The following is a 20,739-nucleotide window of genomic DNA, read 5'->3' as shown; positions in this document are numbered from 1 at the left end:
TTAAGAGGCGTTTTCGGCTGCCTTGTTGAGAGCCTGTTTTTCGGCATGGGTCGCTCTATTCATCCGCTGCAAGACCAATGCGGCAACCAGACCCACCACGGCACAGCCCAGCATAAACATGAATACGTCTTGATAACCGGCCACGCCCGGCTTGTTGTCGACCATATTGCCCACCATGGTGTAGCAATAAATTTCCGGGAAATAAGTCAGCAGCGAAATAAAGCCAGCGGCGGTACCCGTCACCTTGGTAGGAATATTGACTTCATCGATAATCGAGAAGAACACGGCGTTGGCAGAGTAAATAAATACCCCGAGCGCGATCATGTTGGCTAAAGCCATACCGATAAACTTCGCGTCGCCCGGCAAGAACACATACACCAGGGTGAAGACAATCATTCCCATAAAGGCATAAATCATAAAGCGGGTACGTGACTTGCAACGGTCGGCCAGTTGCCCACCAATCAAGCCCCCTAACGCGAACAGTACATAGGCACGGATCACGCTGGCCAAGGCGACCTCGGCCCCGCCCATGTTAAACACCTGGGTCAGATAAGGAGTGACCATACCGAAGCCGATATAGATCGACCACATACAGAAGGTCACCGTCCCGGCGAGCCACATGGTGGGCATTTTCAGCACAAAGGCCATGTCGGCGAGACGGAAGTTGGACTTATCACCCGATTTGGCTTCGTCTTCAAACACGAACCAGGCCAGCACGCCGGTCAGGATGGTGACCACCGAGTAGAAGATAATCGTGGCGCGCAGACCTTCAACACCAGCACCAAACTTGGCGAACAGCGGCACCGACAGGAAGCCCAGCACGATCGAGGTCAACCCTTTGCCCAGGAACCAGTAACCATACAGCCGCCCTTGCTCTGCGCTCTCCCCCAGGGTACGGATGATACGCACACACACTGCCCAGAAGGTGAAGACGGTGGTGATAGCCCACAGCGCATGCAGTAACACGATGATGGTGTAGCTTGGGAAGGTGGCGTAGTAGAAACCCGAAATCCCGGTGGAAATCAGTGAGAAGGTCATCAGCTTACGCGCAGAAAAACGGTCGGCAGCCCAACCCCCTGGCAGATACAGCAGGAAGTTGACCAGCCCGTAAGCAGTCATAAGAAAACCCAGTTGGGCGTTGGTAGCGCCCGTTGCCTGCTGCATGGCCTCATAATAGGTTTCACGCAGGTAGGGCAATTTATAGATCGCACTCCCGGCAATGCCGCACAGGATCAATGTGACCCACTTCTTCCAGTTACTTTGCATAGTAATTCCCCTGATATTCTCAGAAATATAAACAGGTAGACGGCCACAAAAATGTCTCTTGATGGCTAGCGCTGATAGTGATTAACGTTTCTTTATTCCCAAAGCAGGAATTTTTCGTTATCCAATAATTGAGTTGATATTATCTTCCTTAGTGGTGCACCACCATCAAGCGCTAATTAAAAACGTTGGAAACATGATGCTTAACTAAAAACCGTTATCCTCTTTGTCCACCAAACTGCATTAATTTTCAGCCAATCACAAATCGTTCAAAGAGGATAAAAATATGTTCCATTTTGAACCTTTAACGCACCAATTCATTTCATCATGGAACATAGCGTGAGTGCTCATCTAACGTATGTCCGGTGATTGCAGTTCCCCCTCACCCCAACCCTCTCCCCAAAAAGGAGAGGGAGCTAGTTCTGCGTCGTAGGCAGGTAATGTGGATTACCTTACGACCCCAAGTGGTGCGCGGTCACGATAGCCGCCAATACATCCTTGGCCTGGACCGGGAACGGCAAATTGTGGATGGTTTCCCCTTCCGCACAGGCCGCTTCCGCCACTTCCTGTAGCTTGGCCATGTTCAGTTCCTTGACCCCCATCATATGCAGGTTGGTCGGCAAACCGACAGAACGGCAGAAGCTCAACACGGTGTTGATTTCGCTCATCGCAGCATTTTCCAGCACCAACTGCACCAGCGTACCGAACGCCACTTTTCCCCCGTGATACAGGTGATGGCACTCTTCCAGCTTGGTCAAGCCGTTGTGGATGGCATGCGCCCCCGCCAGGCCGCTGCTTTCAAAACCGATGCCGCTGAGGTAGGTATTCGCCTCAATAATATTTTCCACCGCTTTGGAACAGCAGCCGTTTTCTGCCGCGACCTTGGCTTTCAGACCATCTTCCAGCAGCGTCTCATAGCAGAGTTTGGCCAATGCCTGAGCAGCACGTGTCGGCGCGCCTCCTGCCATGGTTTTTTTGCCCGAGACCATGTTGGCCCGCGCTTCAAAATAGGTGGAAAGCGCATCGCCCATGCCGGAAACCAGCAGACGCACCGGAGCACCGGCAATCACCTTGGTGTCCATCATCACCATATCGGGGTTTTTCGGGAACATCAGGTATTCGCTGAACTCACCTTCTGGGGTGTAGATCACCGACAGTGCGCTGGTTGGCGCATCGGTAGAGGCGATGGTCGGGGCCACTACCACAGGAATTTGGCGATAAAAACCGACTGCCTTGGCGGTATCCATCGTTTTGCCGCCGCCAATACCGATGATAACATCGATATGTTGCTCAACGCAGAGGTCAATAATGCGCTCAATCTCCGGACGCGAGCACTCGCCGTGGAATGTCGTCATCGCCAGCGGCAAGTCATGTTGTTTAAAGCTGTGTTTTACCGTCTCGCCAACCAAACGGGTGACAAACTCATCGGCTATCACCAGCGGTTGGCCGCCCATCGGTTTAACATAGTGAGCAATATTACCGAGCAAATTCTCGCCCTGAACATATTTGCTGGGACTAATAATGATTTTATCCATGGGTACCGTCCATAATTACGAAGTTAGGTTTCCGCCATGCCATCAAAAGAAACGATTTTGGCGTGGAAACAGCATAAACCTGAGGGCGTTATTCACCACCTCGGTGCCAATACCCAATGTTTGAAGCTTGATTTAAGCGACAGAACCTTCAACTTCAGGCCGCTATTTTTGCCATATTATGGGGAAGATCACATCCTGAGCCGCGCAAAGCTTAAAAAGTTCCATTATGAAACCTGAGCATTGCGACACCGTTTCATTTCGGGCCGTTACTACCGTCGATTGCACCTATTCGCTGCCAAAAATATTATCGCTGTAATCAAACTCACTCCCTGCGATCTATTCAAGGCAGCCTAATGAAAAAAATGATTAATGAAATTGAGGATCTGGTCAAAGAGCAAATGGAGGGGTTGGCCATGGCCCATCCCGAGCTGAAGATCAGCTATCAGCCACGTTACATGTGGCACGAACAGTCCTCGGGCCAGGTGGCACTTATTTCCGGCGGTGGCAGTGGCCATGAACCGCTGCATGCAGGCTTTATTGGCCGTGGCATGTTAACCGGTGCCTGCCCCGGCGAGATCTTCACCTCCCCCACCCCCGACCAGATGTACGAATGCGGCCAAAGGCTCAACAGCAACGAAGGCGTGCTGTTCTTTATCAAGAACTACACCGGCGACGTACTGAACTTCGAAACCGCCGTGGAATTGCTGCATTTCGATGGCATCGAGGTAGGCGCGGTACTGATCGATGATGACGTGGCCGTTAAAGACAGTCTGTACACCGCAGGCCGCCGTGGCGTTGCCGGTACGGTGCTGGTCGAAAAGATCGTCGGCGCTGCGGCCGACAAGGGTTACAACCTGTCCGAGTGCGAGGCGCTGGCCCGCCGCATCAATAACGCGACCCGATCGTTTGGTGCCGCTCTTGCCGCTTGTGTGGTCCCTGCGGCAGGCAAACCGTCCTTCGTGCTGGCGGAGAATGAGGTTGAATTCGGCGTCGGCATTCATGGTGAACCAGGTATCGAACTGTGCAAGTTCACCAATGCCGACCAACTGGTCGACAACATGTTCGCCCAATTGGCCGATAACACCCCTTATACCCGCTATCACCATCATTGGGATCGGGCGACCGGTCAGTGGAATGACGTTGAAGTCACCAATACGCCGTTTGAAGCGCAGCAAGACTACATTGTATTAGTGAATGGTCTTGGTGCGACGCCGGAATCCGAGCTGTACGGCGTTTATCGCCGGGTCGCACAAAACTGTGAGCAGGCGGGATTCCGTATCGCCCGCCGTTTGGTCGGCAACTATTGCACGGCGCTGAATATGGAAGGCGTTTCGATCACGCTGCTTAAAGCCGATCAGGAAATGCTGATGTTATGGGACGCGCCAGTCAATACGCCGGCGTTACGTTGGGGCTGTTGAGGAGAGAACGATGCTGATTGAAAAAACCGACATCCTGGCATGGCTGGCGCAATGTGCCGCCACCTATGCAGAACAGATGGACTTTCTGACCGAACTGGATCGCGATATTGGCGATGCCGATCACGGTTTAAACATGAACCGGGGCTTCAAGCACGTAGCAGAATTGCTGCCGGGTATCGAACGTCACGATATCGGCACCATTTTCAAAAATACCGGCATGACCTTGCTGTCTAGCGTTGGCGGTGCCAGCGGCCCGCTGTACGGCACATTCTTTATCCGTGCCGCTGCGGCGGTGGGCTCCCGTACCGCATTAAACCTGAAAGATCTGCTCGACGCGATGAGCGTCGGGGTTGAAGGCGTAGTCGTGCGCGGCAAAGCCAACCTGGGCGACAAGACGATGTGCGATGTCTGGATCCCGGTGCTGGAAAAAGCCAAGCAAGCCTTGGCCAACGGCATGGAACCTGAGCAAGTGCTGGCATTAATCAGCACCACCGCCGATGAGTGCGTCGTCAGCACCATCATGATGCAGGCGAAAAAAGGCCGGGCCAGCTATCTGGGCGAGCGCAGTATTGGTCATCAGGACCCTGGTGCCACCTCGACCATGTTGATGCTCAAGGCGCTGGAACAAGCGATTAAAAGGAAGTAGCCCGATGGTTGGAATCGTGATCGTATCCCATAGCCGGCAACTGGCCGACGGTGTGGCAGAACTGGCGACCCAAATGACTCAGGGCAAGGCAGCCCTGGCCGTGGCCGCAGGCGTCGATGACCCGGAAAATCCTATCGGCACCGACGCTATCGCTATCATGACGGCGATCGAGTCGGTCTACCATGATGATGGTGTCGTGGTGCTGATGGACCTGGGCAGCGCCCTGCTCAGCACCGAAATGGCGCTTGAGCTGCTGGACGATGAGATGCGTAGCCGCGTATTCATGTCGGCCGCACCGTTGGTTGAAGGCACGATGGCGGCGGTGGTGGCTGCCGCTGCCGGGCTGTCTGCCCAACAGGTGTTGCAGGAAGCCGAAGCCGCGCTCGAAGCCAAACAGGATCACCTGGGCGTAGCCGCTCCTGGCACACCAATGGCAGTGGCCACCCCAACGGGTGAACAACTGCGCTGCGAATGGCGAGTCGCTAACCCCCATGGCTTACACACCAGACCAGCCGCCGCTATTGTGGGCGCCCTGGCCGGTCTGGATGCTGAAGTGTGGCTGGAGCGCAATGGACAACGCGTGAACGCCCGCAGCCTGAACAGCATTGCGAAGCTGGCCGTCAAGCTGGGCGACCTGATTGACTTTATCACCAGCGGGCCACAGGCTACCGATGCCGTAGCCGCCTTTACTGCGCTGGCGCAGGATCATTTCGGGGAGGCCCACCTGCTGGCTGAAATCATCACCGAGCAAGTACCAGAAGAGCAGCCAGAACCTGCTGTAGCCGGTGCCATCACGGGGATTGCCGTCAATGGCGGGATCGCCCGCGGCCCCGCAGTTATCTTCACAGCAGTCATGCCAGCGATCCCTGAGCGGCCTTACGTTGACCGTGCAAGCGAATCTCAGCAGCTAGCTCAGGCATGCGCCCGAGTACAGCAACACCTGCAACAACAGGCCAAAGGACCACAAGGCGATATCTTCCAGGCCCACAGCCTGATGCTGGCCGATCCTGAACTGCTCACCCGCGTGGAAGATGCGATCGCACAGGGACAAATCGCACCTGCGGCCTGGTTAAACACCATGCAGCAGTTGGCGCAAGAGTATGCCCAGGCAGGTAGCGAATATATGCGAGAAAGGGAAGCGGACGTTTGGGACATCGCCCGTCAGGTGATGTGTCAGTTGACCGGCAGTGGCCCACAACGGTTGCAGCTGTCAGGGCCAAGCATCCTGTTGGCCAGAGATCTGATGCCTTCGGACGTGGCCAATCTGGATAAAGACAACGTAGTGGCCCTATGCCTGAGTGAAGGTGCCAAAACCTCCCACAGTGCCATTCTGGCGCGTGCCATGGGCATCCCGGCGATAGTGAAGGCCCAGGGCTGTCTGGAACAGGTGCAGAACGGCCAAGAGGTTGTCCTGGATGGTTTCAACGGCCTGCTGTGGTTGGCTCCTGATGTCTCAACCGCGCTGGATCTTGAAGCCCGCCGCCTTGAATGGCTGGAGCAACGCCAGACTCAACGGTTGGCAGCCAATCAGCCAGCGATCACCCTGGATGGCCAGCCGGTGCAGATCCTGGCGAATATTGGTGGGCCAGAAGATGTCGCTGCTGCGCTGGCCGCAGGCGCTGAAGGGGTTGGGTTGTTCCGCACCGAATTCCTGTTCCAGGCGCACGATACGCTGCCTGATGAAGCGTTGCAGTATCAGATTTACCGCGATATCGCAGCGGCATTTGGCGACAAGCCGCTGACCATCCGCAGCCTGGATGTCGGAGGCGACAAACCGCTGGCCGCCTTCCCGATGGCACAGGAAGAAAACCCGTTCCTGGGATTGCGTGGCGTCAGACTCTGCCTGGCTCACCCTGAATTGTTACTGACCCAGCTACGGGCCGTATTACGAGCGCACGCCGAGCAGCCCAACATTCAGTTGATGATCCCGATGATCGCCACCGTAGAAGAGTTCCAGGCGGTGAAAGCCCTGGTAGAACAGGCTCGCCAGGCGCTGTCACTACCGCTGGAGCCGAAGCTGGCACTGGGCATTATGGTGGAAGTCCCCGCGGCAGTGCTTAACGCGGAAGTGCTGGCTCAGGAAGTCGATTTCTTCTCGATCGGCACCAACGATTTAACCCAGTACGTGATGGCAGTCGATCGTGGCAATAGCGCGGTGGCCGCACTGGTTAACTATCTCGAGCCTGCCGTGCTCAAGGCGATAGCGCTCACCTGCCAGGCCGCACTCGCCGCCGGGATCCCCGTCAGCATGTGCGGAGAAATGGCGGGCGATACGGCCGCAACGGAACTGTTGTTGCATTTGGGCCTCAACAAATTAAGCGCCAGTGCCTCAATGTTACCGGCATTAAAAGCCCAAGTGCGCACCAGCCACGCAATTAAGGAGATATAAAGCTTCACTGATTATTTATAGCGTTCTGTAGCGGGGTGTTTTATTTGGCGAAGACATAAGCCAAAGGGAATGCCCTGCGCCAAAAAATAGATTAATACATTATCACACTAGCCACACCAGGGCATTAGCTTCACTGTTTATCATAAAAGACACGGTTATTTATTAAAGCCAACAGCTTTACAGATATTAAAACTTAACTATTTCATTCGATCATTCAATAACAATTTATATTCTATGGAGTGCATGACTATGAAATTTTACACTGAACCCGCAAAACAGCTGCCGGTACTGATTGAAACGGAAGTTTTAGTGGTCGGTGGTGGCCCGTCTGGCATTGCTGCGGCATTAAGCACAGCCCGCGAAGGGGCCGATACCGTATTAATGGAAAGATTCGGCTGCTTCGGCGGCATGATGACCACCGCAGGCGTGGAGTCTATTGCCTGGTGGCGTCATGAAAATACCGTGGAGTCCGGCGGGCTGGCTAAAGAAATTGAAGAGACGGCCAAAGCGATGGGCGCGACTAACCCGGAGCCACAATCCATTAGCCAGGCGATTAACGCCGAGCAGTTTAAAATCGTCGCCGACCAGATGCTGGAAGATGCCGGGGTGAAACGCATCTTGCATATCACCGCGGTGGGCGTAATCAAAGAAGGCAACCATTTAAAGGGCATCATCACCGAGAGTAAATCGGGCCGCCAGGTGATTTTTGCCAAGGTGGTGATCGACTGTACCGGCGATGCGGATATCGCGTCATTGGCCGGGGCACCGTTTATTCAACCGGATAAAGACAGCGTGATGAGCGTCACCACGGTGTTTAGCTGTTCCAACGTCAATAAGGCCCGCTTCCTGGCGGACATCGAGCTCACCAAGCCGAAATACGGCGACTGGGGTGCCGATGAAGAGAACAAGAACTGGTCCTACGAAGTGCACGACTCCTGTAAGGAAATGTTCAGCCCTTATCTGGGTAAAGTGTTTGCCAAGGGCAAAAAGGCCGGTTTAGTACCGAAAGAAGTGACGTTGGGCGGCAGTTGGAGCACCGTGACGGAATTCGGTGATGCCAACTATATGAACGTGGTCAGCATTCCCAAGGTGGATTGCACCGACGTTTTCGATTTGACCCGTGCAGAGATCGATGGCCGCAAGCAGGCAGTTTATGCCATCGAAACGCTGCGCCAATTCCAGCCCGGCTTTGAGAATGCCACGCTCAAGAACTTTGGCATGACCGTGGGTACCCGCGAATCGCGCCATATCATTGGCCGCACCCGCCTGACCGAAGATGATATCTGCCATCAAGGCCGTCATGCAGACAGTATTGGTATTTTCCCTGAGTTTATCGACGGTAATGGCCAACTGAAATTACCGTTGCAGCCTCACTATTTCCAAATCCCTTACGGTGCCATGGTGCCGCAGGAAGTCGAAAACCTGTTGGTGTGTGGCCATGCCATCGATGCCGATAAGTTTGCCTATGCCACCATCCGCAATATGGGCTGCTGCATTGTCATCGGCGAAGGCGCTGGCGTTGCGGCTGCCGTGGCGATTAAAGATAACGCATTGGTTTCCGCTGTAAATATTCAAAAAGTACAAGCCAGTCTTGAGGGGAATGGGGTGAAAGTTTTCTAACCAACACCATGGAATGAAGATAGCAGTTTCATTATAGGACATATAAAAATGAAAGAAGAACGTCGATATAAACAGCCTACGTTTACTGAATCTCTACTGCCTATACTCTTTATGGTTTTTGTTTTATCCGTGGGGATTGGCGTGCTCAGTTGGCCCGCCAGTGTCTGCCTGTTATTATCCGCTGCCTTTACCGGGGCCATCGCCGTAATACGATTGGGATATAACTGGGATAGCATCCAACAATTTATCGTCGATAAAATTGCGGCGGTCATGCCGCCGGTGCTGATCGTTATTTTTGTTGGCTTTATGATCGCCACCTGGAGCTATGCGGGCACCCTGCCGATGATGGTGTATTACGGCATGCAGTTGCTCGATCCGTCTTATCTGTTTGCCATTGCCTTTATCCTGAACGCCATTCTGTCTTACGTTTCCGGTGCTTCATGGGGGTCCGTGGCCTCGATCGGCGTGGCGCTGATCGGTATCGGTACCGGCCTGGGGGCCAACCTGCCGATGCTGGCGGCGGCCATCGTTACCGGTGCCTATTTCGGTGACAAACTCTCACCGTTATCTGACACCACCAACCTGACCTCGGCGGTAACGCAAACCAAACTGTACGACCTGATCAAATACCTGCTGTGGACCACCATTCCGGCAACGCTGATCAGCATCGTATTCTTCCTGTTCCTGGGCTTCAGCCAGCCAAGCCAAGGCGCTATCTCTGCCGACAGCCTGCAACTGCTGGTGCAACTGCACAGCCTGTTCAAGTTTGGCATTCTGCCACTGCTGCCGATGTTGATCATCCTGGCCTTCACCTTCCTGCGCTTGCCGACCGTGCCGGCTCTGCTGAGCAGCGCATTGGTAGCGGTGTTGGTCGGTTGGCTGTATCAAGGCTTCCCGCTGATTGAAGGCGTCAAATCCACCATGGGTGGCTTCAAGATGCACATGATTGGTGCCGATCCTACTCAGGTGCTGTCATCGGTCAAAGAGCTGCTGGAACAGGGCGGGCTGAATAATCAGGGCGGATTTATCGCCTTCATTATCTGCGCCATGGGCTTTGCGGGGATCCTGACCGGTACCGGTATGATGGACGTGGCGCTCAGAGGCATCACCGGCAAGATCACCAACGGCTTTAGCGCCATCATGTCCAGCGGTTTGTCTGCATAGTGATCAACATCCTGACCGGCTCCGATGGCCTGAACAAGATCATCGTTTCCGAACTGATGGGCAAAAAGTTCCTGCAACTCAGAATGCACCCGTTGGTACTGGCCCGTACGCTGGAAGACTTTGGCACCATGAGTGCGCCGATCATCCCATGGTCAGCCGCCGGGTTGTATATGGCGACCACGTTGGGTGTGCCAACCTTTAGCTATATGCCTTATTGCATCTTCTTCTACGCGTCGATGGTGTTTGCCGCCATCTATGGTTTCACCGGCTTTAAAATCAAGAAAATTGATGATGAAGAAGCACAGGAACTGGCCGAAGAGCGTGGAATTTTGCTGACTCAGTAATCGATAAGCAGTAAACCTCGCGCATCCAGCATGGACCACTCCTGCTGGATGCGTTTCTATTTGTGCTTCCGTCCTGGCATTACGCTCCCCTCCCCCCAACCCTCTCCCGCGGTACAGTCCAGTAACCCCTTGAACACGGATTCGGGGAGAGGGAGCCAGCCCTGAGCTGAAGTTTGATACCGAGCAAGCCTGAAGAACAACACCTACTACCGCTACCTCCCAAGCTTGAGGCAGGTGGGGAGCATGCAGGTTAGCCGACCGTTGAGCGCAGGGATGCGCGATTGCGAGCCCCCAAGGACGGGTTTACGGCGTGTCGGCGTTCTGCATGCTCCCCACCTGTAGCACAATGAACAACAGCGACAACCTCCACAAAGCAAAACCCCCGCAGGCCTGGAAGTCTGCGGGGGTTGGTCACTGCTTGCAGCAAGAGCTAACGTTAGTGGATACGAGCCCCCTGCTTAACCAGCGTTGCCTGCAACGCCTTGATATCGATATCGCGCACCTTGACGCCCTGCTTGACGGATTCCGCTGCTGCCGTGCCTGCGCCCTGCCCGGTTACCGAGCAGCACATCATATTGCGCATGGAAGTATGGGCGATCACCCCGGCCGAAATGCAGCGCCCGGCCACCAGCAGATTGTCGACCACCTTCGGCAACAGACAGCCATAAGGGATTTGGAAATAATGCCCGGTGGTCGGCAGGATCAGATAACCGCTACCATCGATAAACTCCGGGAAAATGCCGATGCTGTCTTCACAACGCCCCTGTTGCAGCACATGCTCATCCGACACATGCACCACACCGTCAATCAGGCGTGATTCACGCGTGCCCAAGGTCATGCCGAAGTTGCGCAGCTTGGCATTTTCAAAGCCCGGCACGTAATGGCGCAACGCATCGATCGCCCACAGCGCCTGCTGGCGGCCAGCAATTTCGGCCTGGGTCAAATCCCAGACGTTGGTGCAGTCATAGCCAAAGGCATACACCATATTCAACTGTAGCGCTTCGCCTGCATCGGTAAAGCTGGACCAGGTTCCTGCAATCGCAGAAGCATCACCCGGGATCACCCCTTCGGCCTGAGCCCGGGTGAAAATCTCTTCCATATACGGGCTGAACATATCGTCTTCTTTACCGGCGGTCTGGATCGTCCAGTTCTTACCCCAGTCGGCATAGGTTGGCTTCAGCTCTTCTTTGACGAACTTCTGGAATTTCGGCACGTCCACGCCCGCACAGTGGAACATCACCGTCACACCCATCAACTGATCCTTGGCACGCTGATGGTAAGGCGCGCCCGCCAGCGCCGCGACGTCGGCATCACCGGTACAGTCGACAATACGTTGGGCCAGGATCGCCCCGCGCCCCGATTTCGATTCCACGATCACGCCGGTCAAGGTGTTGCCCTCCTTGATCACGTCAACCACCCAAGAATGGTAAAGCGGCGTGACCCCGGCCTCGACAATCATTTTATCCGCCACCACCTTGAAGCCTTCGGAATCGATGACCTGGCTGATTGACTGTGGCTCTGGCCGGGTAAAGCCCAATTCCTGAGCACGCACCTCATATTCACGGCCAATGCCTTCGCAATCCACGGTGCCCGCATGACGATACCAGGCAAAACTTTCCACCCCAACCTGGGTCAGCACTCCACCTAAACAGCCGTAACGCTCTACGATCAGGGTTTTCGCCCCGGCACGGGCCGAAGCAATGGCTGCCGTTAGCCCGGAAGGACCGCCCCCGACCACCAGCACTTCGGTTTCGGCAATGATCGGGATTTCTTTGGTAGGTTCAATCAGTGTCTTCATCATTTCAATCTCTCTGGAAGTAATAAACTTGACCCTGACAGGGCAAGGTCAAAATTTCGCAGGTCAAACAACAGTTTCTGGCCGAGTGCCAATGGCCTCGGTATCAGAAAGGTCTTCCTGGGTGGCGATAGCGGGCGGAATATAGTCCAAATAGACTTTGCCGTTATCGCTTGGCACAGGGAAACCGCGTGGGAAATCCTGGTTGATTTGCTTGATAAAGCTGTGCGCGACAATATAGATAACAAAGCACAGCGGGAACGCGGTCAAAATCGAGACCGTTTGCAGCGGCTTGAGACTTTCGGGATTAATAAAATAGAGCGAGAGCGAAACCACGCCCGCCAAGATTAACCAGAACGCAATATTCCAGTGGGCCGGGGACTCATCCGGCGCCAGCGTTTTCTGCGTAGTCGCCGCCAGGGAATAGCCCACCGCACAGTGGCCGGTGATATAAGAAATCAAGGTGATCAAACCGAAGGCAAAGATAAATACCGTACTCAACGGGAGCTGTTCGAGCATGGTATACACCACTGCCCCACGTCCCTTTTCAGCCATGATGGCAATCAGATCAACGGCACCTTTCATCTGTAATTCGATACCAAAGCTCGACAGCACCATATAAAACATCATGCAACCCAGCGAGCCGGAGACCAGTCCCCCAAGCACCAATTCACGAATGGTACGTCCCTTGGATATTTTGGCGATAAACAGACCGAACGGCAGTGAATAAACCACCCACCAGGAGAAATAGAAAATCGTCCAGCTTTGGGGGAAGCCACCGTTTCTGATCGCATCGGTTTGCAGACTCATATAGATAAAGTTCTGCAACATTAAGCCCAGGCCATCGACGGACTGGTTAAGAATAAAGGCTAGCGGCCCGCAGACGGCAATACAGGCCAGCATGATCACATCGGCCTTGACGTTCCAGTCACTTAATACCGCCACCCCGCGTTTCAAACCAAAAATAAGGGCAACCAACGGAATAAAGGTCCACAGGAAAATAACGAAGGTATCGATATAGGCATTATTACTTTCCCAGCCCATGACATAAACGATGGCGTTTGAAATCAGCGGCGTGCCCAAGGCCAGCGAGGTCATTACGCCCCCTAACAGGCCGAACATAAACAGGAAGTTGACCAGATGCCCGGCCAGACCATCGGCACGCTTGCCTAACAGCGGACGGGTGAACTCACTGATTTTAAGAGAGGTATGTTTACGCACGTGCAGGAAATAACCGATAGGCACCGCGCTGGCAATGTACCAGGCCCAGGCGGAAGGCCCCCAATGGAACATGCCATACGCAGACGCCCAGCGGGCGGCGTCCACCGAACCTGGAACCAAGCCAAACGGCGGCGACTGGATAATGTAGATCCACTCAACGGCGCCCAAGTATAGCACGCTACCTCCGGTGCCAGACGTAAAGATCATCCCCAGCCAAACCCAGGTGGAGAAGGCCGGAGGCTGTCCCTTTTCCCCCAGCACCAGATTACCGTAACGGGAACCGGCCAGGAAAATGCAGAACAGCACCACACCAAAGGTGCACAGTAAGAAAAACCACCCTAACTGACCGGTGGTAACGGCATGTATTTTCTCCAATATCCGGCCACTGGACTCTGGCGCAGAGATAAAGACGACTATCATCAATAACGTCAGGATCGTGGCCGGCCAGAATACGGCCTTATCAATCTTACCCTTACTCTCAGGGGCGAAAGTTTTATTTTCCATAAGCCCTCTCTAAATAAATATACGGTAATCGCTTTCTTACCCCATACTAATTGGCCAGGCATGGGTTACGGCAATACTTCACCGTTGCGGGAGGCGGAAAGTTGATAACTTACACAAGTTGGCATATTGCTCGGAGTTAATTCATATGACTCTGTGAGGCGATAGACACTTTAGTGTTTTAAAGGCCAAGAACGTTTCATATTGAATCACTGCGTAAAAGAATTGCTTCATTTTGGAACGCTATTACCAAGCGAATCGGGCGCAGCATGCCGCGCCCATTAGGGGAAAACAGAGGTTGGTCAGGAAACCGCTGCCTGCAACCCGTATTTATTAATCTTGCGCCACAGGGTGGTGCGCCCTATTTTCAACGCTTTGGCCATTTCATTCATTTTTCCGCCGTACAACTCCCAGGCCTGTTCAATCGTTTGTCTTTCTACTTCGTCCAACGATAGCAGAGGCGGCAACGTGCCCCCGGCACTGTGATGCAGGTTGTTCTTTATTTCGTCAGCTAACTCATCGAAGTAAATAACATGCCCCTTGCGATGCAGCAGGATTTTTTCGATTTTATTCTTGAGTTCAGAATTATTACCCTTCCAGCTATAATTCATCAACGCCTCCATTGCCTTGTCGTCAATGGAAATAAAGGTTTTATTGGCCTTGCCATGCTCACTAATTAGCGACTGGATAATATGGCGTATATCCTCCTTACGACTTCTTAACGGCGGTATATCAATCTCATGAATGGAAATTTCATAATAGAGTTGCCGGCTAAAACGGTTCTGCGACACGTAAAGCCCCAGATCGGATTGCGCACTGGCGATAAACTGGAAGTTTACCGGAATAAGCCGCTGGCTATCGCTACGCATCACCAAACCCGTTTTCAGCATTTTCAGCAAGGCGCTTTGCAAGGTAGGAGGCAAATACTCGATATTCTCCAGATAAAGCGTGCCGCCGTGTGCCAGTTCGAATTTTGACGATTGGCCTTTATCTTCATCGTAACCCAACACTTCTTTATCCATATTGTCGGGGTGCAGCATGCCGCAGTTAAGGGTAATAAACGGCCCGGTTTTAAATTCGCTTTCGTTCTGTATTGCCATGGCCAACCCCAGCTTACCGACGCCTTCTTCACCGTACAGCAGGATTGGGACTCGGGATTTCACTGCCCGCTTCGCCACCGTGATCACATGCCGCATCTTTTTCGACACGGCGGGCAGGTTCTCGAAGGTAATATTGGCGCTACGGCCAATCTGCCGCTGGGCCAACTCGCGGATCTTGTCCAGTGGATGGGAGAGCAGCAGGAAGCTGTTATCGCTTAACGGACGCAGCGTAACCAGGGCTTCGATAAACTCCCCCAGCACCTCTACCGTGATGGGTTTGCGCACCAGCTTCACCCGTTGTTCGATCCCCGCCATGATGACCGGCGAGAAGCGGATAACCTGGTGAATATTCTTGCCGATGATGTCGTTGACCGGCAGGTTGAAGGCGTTGGCCGCCTGGGGATTGATCATGGTGATGATCATATTTTCATCCCAGGCCAGCAGACCGTCGTCCATGCATTCCAGTACCGCATTGCGCTGGCACAGCACATTGTTGGTGCTCAGTTGTTCACTGGTAATGTGCAACCGCAGCTCCACCTCACGGGCACAGGCATTGGCGATCATCAGGCTTTGTTTGCTGTGCAGTTCTGCACGCTTGAGGAGCAGGATCGCCCCACACTTTTTACCGCTCAAATCGAAGAATGGCGCCGCAGCACAGGCATAAGGGTGTAAGTGTTTGTTGTAATGTTCTGCTGTCAGGATCTCTACCGGTGAGTTCTGATCCAGGCACAGGCTGACCGCATTGGTGCCAATAATCCCCTCGTTCCAGAAGCAGCCCTTTTTCAACCCCAACTGGTTGAGTTCATTGATCAGATTCGGGTGGCCTACCAGCGATAGCATGCAGCCGTTGTCGTCGGTTACCGCCAACAACATCTCTTCGGGTTCCCCCAACGCATAGGTGTCTTCGATCACAATACCGGCCACCAGAATGGTGGTACGGTGGCGATGCAACAGTGAATTCAAGGTAAAGCCGGAAACAATGTGCGGTTTCATCCATTTATAAGGGCTGGATTGCTTGCAGCAACGTTCCCAGGATTTAAGGACTGGTGAGGACAAAAATTCCGGAGCAACCCAATGATGCTTTTGGAAAAAGTCCCATCGTTTCTTAAGTTCTAGCTGAATATCCATACTACCCCTCGCCTGGCTTATTAATAAGAGCGCCTTATATTAAATTCCTTTTCTTTTTTTTATCGGCTTGTGGTTTGATACTACATGACTGCACATTGTGAATATTGATATTTCGTATGAAAGTGGTTTCTTCATAATTACAGGTTATGAATGGCTACAAACCAAAAACATTAACAGTTCAATACCCTAGTCAGGTTTTAGGATTTTGCTGGTTATATCTGGTAAAAAAAACAGTTAATTGGTAATGAATGACACTCCAGGAGACATTTGGCGTTGCCCCTGGAGTGCGGTTAGCCAATCTTAATCACGGATGCAGAAATTGCTCATATGTTCCAGCGCGCGGATCATCGCAGAGTGATCCCACTGGCTGCCCCCCAACGCGGCGCAAGTGCTGAACAGTTGCTGAGCCATTGCGGTATTAGGCAGATTCAGTTGCAGCTCGCGTGCCCCTTCCAACGCCAGGTTCAGGTCCTTCTGGTGCAGCGCAATGCGGAACCCTGGATCGAAGGTGCCCTTAACCATGCGTTCACCGTGAACCTCAAGAATTTTTGAGGAAGCAAAACCGCCCATCAGCGCCTGACGAACGCGGGCCGGATCGGCCCCGGCTTTGGCAGCAAACAGCAGGGCTTCGGAAACCGCTTCAATATTCAGCGCGACGATGATCTGATTGGCGACTTTGCAGGTCTGGCCATCGCCATGTCCGCCTACCAGGGTGATATTCTTACCCAGGATCTGGAACAGCGGATTAATACGCTCAAAGACCTCTTCAGCCCCGCCTACCATGATGGAAAGCGTGCCCGCTTTGGCACCCACTTCACCACCGGATACCGGAGCATCCATATATTGCGCACCGGTTTTCTCCACCCGGGTGGCAAAGCGCTTGGTGGCCATTGGTGAAATGGAGCTCATATCCACCACGGTCTTGCCTGCACTCAGCCCTTTCTCTACCCCGTAGTCGTCGTTGAACAGTACGTCTTCGACCTGCGGCGTATCCGGCACCATGATAAAAATCACTTCACAGGCAAGGGCTACTGCCGCAGGCGTTGGGCAGGCGATGCCCTTGGCACCCAACAACTCCGCCGGTGCTTTTTCAAAATGCTCAGCGAAATACAGCGTATAACCGGCTTCTTGCAGGTTTTTGGCCATAGGCTTGCCCATGATGCCCGTTCCGATAAAACCAATATTCTTCATGATGATTCCTTATTTATGCACCCATGGCGCGGGTGGTCATGTTCAGAGGTTCTTCAGCCAGCCCAGACCGGCTTCGGTGCCATTGGCTGGCACATATTCACAGCCGATCCAACCGTCATAGCCCAGTGCATCAATATGCTGGAACAGGAACGGGTAGTTGATCTCCCCAGTACCGGGTTCATGACGGCCTGGGTTATCCGCCAATTGCAGGTGGCCAATGCTCGGGAAGTGCCGCTCCATGGTTTTAGCCAGGTCCCCTTCCATGATCTGCATATGATAGATGTCGTACTGATAACGCAGATTGGTTCTACCGACCTGCTTGACCAGTTCCGCCGCCTGTTTGCTGTTGTTAACAAAGAAACCTGGGATATCACGGGTATTGATCGCTTCAATCACCAGTTCAATGCCGTGTTCCGCCAGGCGATTGGCAGCAAACGTCAGGTTGTTGATCAGCGTGGTGGTAGCCTGTTCGTCGGTCAGCTGTGCTGGCTTCTTACCCGCCAGACAGTTCACCTTGCGGCATCCCAGCGCCTTGGCATAAACGATGGCGTTCTCCACGCCGCTACGGAACTCGTCTACACGATCGGGCAGGCAGGCAATTCCGCGCTCGCCCTGCGCCCAGTCGCCCGCAGGCAGGTTGAATAGCACCTGAGTGAGCTGGTGTTTGGCTAACTCCTGGGCAATGTCCTGCGCCGCGAAGTCATAAGGGAACAGATATTCGACCCCATCAAAACCCGCTTTTCTGGCCGCCGCAAAGCGTTCCATAAATGGGTATTCGGTAAACATCATGGTCAGGTTGGCAGCAAATTTTGGCATGATCTTTTTTCCTCCGGTTGGCCACGCTTACAGGTCGATGATGTCTTCAAATTCGGTGACCTTATCGATATCCGGCCCCATGGCGATGTTGGTGACCCGCTCGGTGATCACTTCCACCACCACCGGCACGCGGTAACGATCGCGCAACTGCTTGGCTTCTTCCAACGCTGGCCCGATCATCTCTGGGTCAAACACACGCAGTGCCTTACAACCCAGCCCCTCAACCACTTTCACGTGGTCAACGCCGTAGCCGTTCACTTCTGGCGCATTGATATTCTCGAACGCCAGTTGCACGCAGTAATCGATATCGAAGGCGCGCTGCGCCTGACGGATCAGGCCGAGATAGGCGTTGTTGATCAGGACGTGGATATACGGCAGGTTAAACTGCGCACCTACCGCCAACTCTTCCACCAGGAACTGGAAGTCGTAGTCACCAGAGATCGCCACTACCTGAGTTTTAGGGTCGGCTTTCACCACCCCTAATGCGGCAGGCAGCGTCCAGCCCAATGGCCCAGCCTGACAGGCGTTGATCCAATGCCGTGGTTTGTAGACGTGCAGGAACTGGTTGGCGGCAATCTGCGCCAGACCGATGGTAGAGATATAACGGGTATCCTTACCAAAGGCTTTATTCATCTCGTGATAGATGCGTTGCGGTTTGATCGGGGTGCAATCGAAGTCATCGCGGCGCAGCATGCTCTGCTTACGTGCCAGGCAGCTTCGCGCCCAGTCGCTGCGGTCTTTCAGCATGCCCGCCGCCTGCATTTCTTTGGCCACGGCAACAAAGCACGCCAACGCGACTTTGGCGTCGGAAACAATCCCCAGATCCGGGCTGAACACGCGGCCAATTTGCGTCGGCTCGATATCGACGTGGATAAACTTGCGACCCTTGGTGTAAGTCTCCAGCGCACCGGTGTTGCGGTTGGCCCAACGGTTACCGATACCGAAGACGAAATCCGACTCCAGGAAGTTGGCATTCCCGTAACGGTGGTTAGCCTGACAGCCCATGCGGCCAGCCATCAGCGGATGATCATCGGCAATCGCGCCCCAGCCACGTAAGGTCTGAATAACCGGTACGCCGGTAATTTCGGCTAGCTGTACCAGCAGGTCGGAGGCTTCGGCGTTGATGATGCCACCACCGGCAATCAGCACCGGCTTTTCGGCCGCATTCAACATTTCCAACGCACGTACTGCCTGAGCACGAGTAGCTTGCGGGCGGTGTGGCACCATCGGCTGGTAGAGTTCAATATCAAACTCGATTTCCGCCATCTGCACGTCAAACGGCAGATCGATCAATACCGGTCCAGGGCGACCCGAACGCATTTCGAAGAACGCTTTCTGGAAGGTTCCGGGTAGCTGGCCCGCTTCCAGAATGGTCACGGCCATTTTGGTGACCGGCTTGGCGATGGACTCAATATCCACCGATTGGAAGTCTTCCTTATGCAGTTTGGCAACCGGCGCCTGACCGGTCAGGCACAAAATAGGGATCGAATCGGCCCAGGCGGCATACAGCCCGGTGATCATATCGGTTCCTGCCGGCCCGGAAGTCCCGATGCACACGCCGATGTTGTCCTGCGCGGCCCGCGTATAGCCTTCCGCCATATGGGACGCCCCTTCAACATGGCGCGCCAGGATGTGTTCGATCCCGCCCAGTTTTTTTAATGCGGCATACAGGGGGTTAATGGCGGCACCCGGCACCCCAAAGGCAACACTGATGCCTTCTTTTTTCAAAATCTCGACTGCTGCTTCAATTGCTCTCATTCGTGCCATTTGCTGTCTCCAGGTATTAATACCCACCATAGTCCTGAGCCAGTCCGGGACAATGCGCGGTATTACTATAATTGACGTTTGATTTAACCGTGATTATTCGATAATTTTGGCTGGCGGCAACTCGTGCGTCTGACGTTCAAAATGAAACATTGCCAGCGCCTTTTGTGTTTCATTGTGGAACAACTTACCGGCAATAATCAGTAAAATTTGAACCACCCGGATTATTCACCGTTACCCTGCCCCATTTTCAATTAAATGATTTACCAGACACACATTACGGCTTTAACCTTGTTAAAAATTAGCCGCAACAAATAGCCGCTATTGGCGTATATTCTTGACGCTCAATTTGGCGTTTCTTTTTTTGCCAGAGAGTTCGATGGCGTAAAAAGCTGCGGTAACCAACAGGCTACCGTAGGATAATCGGTAAGCTCCGCCCCAGTTATTTAGCATGGCGAGTAAAAACAGCCCCAGGAAAAGGCCGCACAAGACGGTAACGATCCAGTAGTTTACCGCCAGGTAAATATAATCATCCTGTTCCTTAGACGTTTTCATACGCGCGCTCCATTAATCTGGTTTTCGGTAAGGATAAACTTTTGTCGAAGGTGGCTGGCCGTGCCTAGCTTCACCAGCGGGTAGGATGGCATGCTGGCGTGGTGGCAAACCACGTACTGCCGCTGACTGTTCGCCAGAAAGTACCGTTTTACTGCCACTTGCTGGCGACAGTCGTCAAAGACGATCCCATCGGCATCGAGATAGTCAGCCTCAAGAATGCAGTAATCAACCTGCCGGGTAAGCCTTTTGGCCATCGACATCTGAATACTGGGTCATGTATTCAATGTGT

The 20,739-nt window shown here is 53.6% G+C and carries 17 protein-coding genes; 8 read left to right on the top strand and 9 right to left on the bottom strand.

The features are described 5' to 3' along the window. Together U869_RS0102255 and U869_RS0102250 are read right to left on the bottom strand one after the other, a co-directional pair. On the bottom strand, positions 1-1,266 hold the full coding sequence (locus tag U869_RS0102255) for an MFS transporter (protein ID WP_025123205.1): 1,266 nt from the start codon (positions 1,264-1,266) through the stop codon (positions 1-3). A 449-nt stretch (positions 1,267-1,715) separates the two neighbouring features. Beyond that, positions 1,716-2,798, bottom strand: a complete 1,083-nt coding sequence (locus U869_RS0102250; RefSeq protein ID WP_025123206.1) for a glycerol dehydrogenase — start codon at positions 2,796-2,798, stop codon at positions 1,716-1,718. A gap of 36 nt (positions 2,799-2,834) precedes the next feature. On the opposite strand from U869_RS0102250, the gene U869_RS0102245 reads away from it, so the two are divergent. The 7 genes from U869_RS0102245 to U869_RS32745 all read left to right on the top strand — a co-directional run bounded on the left by U869_RS0102245 (position 2,835) and on the right by U869_RS32745 (position 10,379). Continuing rightward, positions 2,835-3,035, top strand: a complete 201-nt coding sequence (locus U869_RS0102245; protein ID WP_025123207.1) for a hypothetical protein — start codon at positions 2,835-2,837, stop codon at positions 3,033-3,035. A 116-nt stretch (positions 3,036-3,151) separates the two neighbouring features. Beyond that, on the top strand, positions 3,152-4,216 hold the full coding sequence (gene dhaK, locus U869_RS0102240; RefSeq protein WP_025123208.1) for a dihydroxyacetone kinase subunit DhaK: 1,065 nt from the start codon (positions 3,152-3,154) through the stop codon (positions 4,214-4,216). 10 nt (positions 4,217-4,226) lie between these two features. Continuing rightward, positions 4,227-4,862: a dihydroxyacetone kinase subunit DhaL gene (gene dhaL / locus U869_RS0102235; protein WP_025123209.1), complete on the top strand. Its 636-nt coding sequence runs from the start codon at positions 4,227-4,229 to the stop codon at positions 4,860-4,862. A 4-nt stretch (positions 4,863-4,866) separates the two neighbouring features. Further along, positions 4,867-7,251: a phosphoenolpyruvate--protein phosphotransferase gene (gene ptsP, locus U869_RS0102230; RefSeq protein ID WP_025123210.1), complete on the top strand. Its 2,385-nt coding sequence runs from the start codon at positions 4,867-4,869 to the stop codon at positions 7,249-7,251. A gap of 249 nt (positions 7,252-7,500) precedes the next feature. Beyond that, entirely contained in the window at positions 7,501-8,871 is a 1,371-nt protein-coding gene (locus tag U869_RS0102225; protein ID WP_025123211.1) for an FAD-dependent oxidoreductase, read from the top strand. A gap of 141 nt (positions 8,872-9,012) precedes the next feature. Next, positions 9,013-10,035, top strand: coding sequence for a Na+/H+ antiporter NhaC family protein (locus U869_RS29140; protein WP_369795092.1), 1,023 nt, complete (start codon positions 9,013-9,015; stop codon positions 10,033-10,035). After that, positions 10,035-10,379 carry a Na+/H+ antiporter NhaC family protein gene (locus U869_RS32745; protein WP_255328043.1) on the top strand — a complete coding sequence of 115 codons (345 nt, stop codon included), beginning with the start codon at positions 10,035-10,037 and terminating at the stop codon, positions 10,377-10,379. Before U869_RS29140 ends, U869_RS32745 begins: the two co-directional genes overlap by 1 nt. 436 nt (positions 10,380-10,815) lie before the next feature. On the opposite strand, the gene U869_RS0102215 is transcribed toward U869_RS32745, so the two are convergent. The 7 genes from U869_RS0102215 to U869_RS0102180 form a co-directional block, all read right to left on the bottom strand. Beyond that, entirely contained in the window at positions 10,816-12,177 is a 1,362-nt protein-coding gene (locus U869_RS0102215) for an FAD-dependent oxidoreductase (protein WP_198530712.1), read from the bottom strand. Positions 12,178-12,240: 63 nt separating this feature from the next. Further along, positions 12,241-13,899, bottom strand: a complete 1,659-nt coding sequence (locus tag U869_RS0102210) for a BCCT family transporter (RefSeq protein WP_025123213.1) — start codon at positions 13,897-13,899, stop codon at positions 12,241-12,243. A gap of 299 nt (positions 13,900-14,198) precedes the next feature. After that, positions 14,199-16,124: a dihydroxyacetone kinase operon transcriptional regulator DhaR gene (gene dhaR / locus U869_RS0102205; protein WP_025123214.1), complete on the bottom strand. Its 1,926-nt coding sequence runs from the start codon at positions 16,122-16,124 to the stop codon at positions 14,199-14,201. A gap of 300 nt (positions 16,125-16,424) precedes the next feature. Further along, complete coding sequence (gene glxR / locus U869_RS0102200) at positions 16,425-17,315, bottom strand: 2-hydroxy-3-oxopropionate reductase (RefSeq protein WP_025123215.1); 891 nt, start codon at positions 17,313-17,315, stop codon at positions 16,425-16,427. Between the two features lie 42 nt (positions 17,316-17,357). Then, positions 17,358-18,131: a hydroxypyruvate isomerase gene (gene hyi / locus U869_RS0102195; protein ID WP_025123216.1), complete on the bottom strand. Its 774-nt coding sequence runs from the start codon at positions 18,129-18,131 to the stop codon at positions 17,358-17,360. A gap of 27 nt (positions 18,132-18,158) precedes the next feature. Further along, positions 18,159-19,898, bottom strand: coding sequence for a glyoxylate carboligase (gene gcl, locus U869_RS0102190; protein ID WP_025123217.1), 1,740 nt, complete (start codon positions 19,896-19,898; stop codon positions 18,159-18,161). A gap of 318 nt (positions 19,899-20,216) precedes the next feature. After that, positions 20,217-20,450 (bottom strand): hypothetical protein, encoded by a 234-nt coding sequence (locus U869_RS0102180; protein ID WP_025123218.1) that lies wholly within the window; start codon positions 20,448-20,450, stop codon positions 20,217-20,219. A 98-nt stretch (positions 20,451-20,548) separates the two neighbouring features. On the opposite strand from U869_RS0102180, the gene U869_RS32480 reads away from it, so the two are divergent. Continuing rightward, on the top strand, positions 20,549-20,739 hold a 191-nt coding region (locus tag U869_RS32480; protein ID WP_232785316.1), incomplete at its 3' end, for a hypothetical protein.

Source organism: Serratia sp. H1w (assembly GCF_000633355.1).
GTDB lineage: Bacteria > Pseudomonadota > Gammaproteobacteria > Enterobacterales > Enterobacteriaceae > Chania.
Note: the sequence above shows the minus strand (reverse complement) of the source record. Positions and strands in the feature narration are given on the sequence as shown.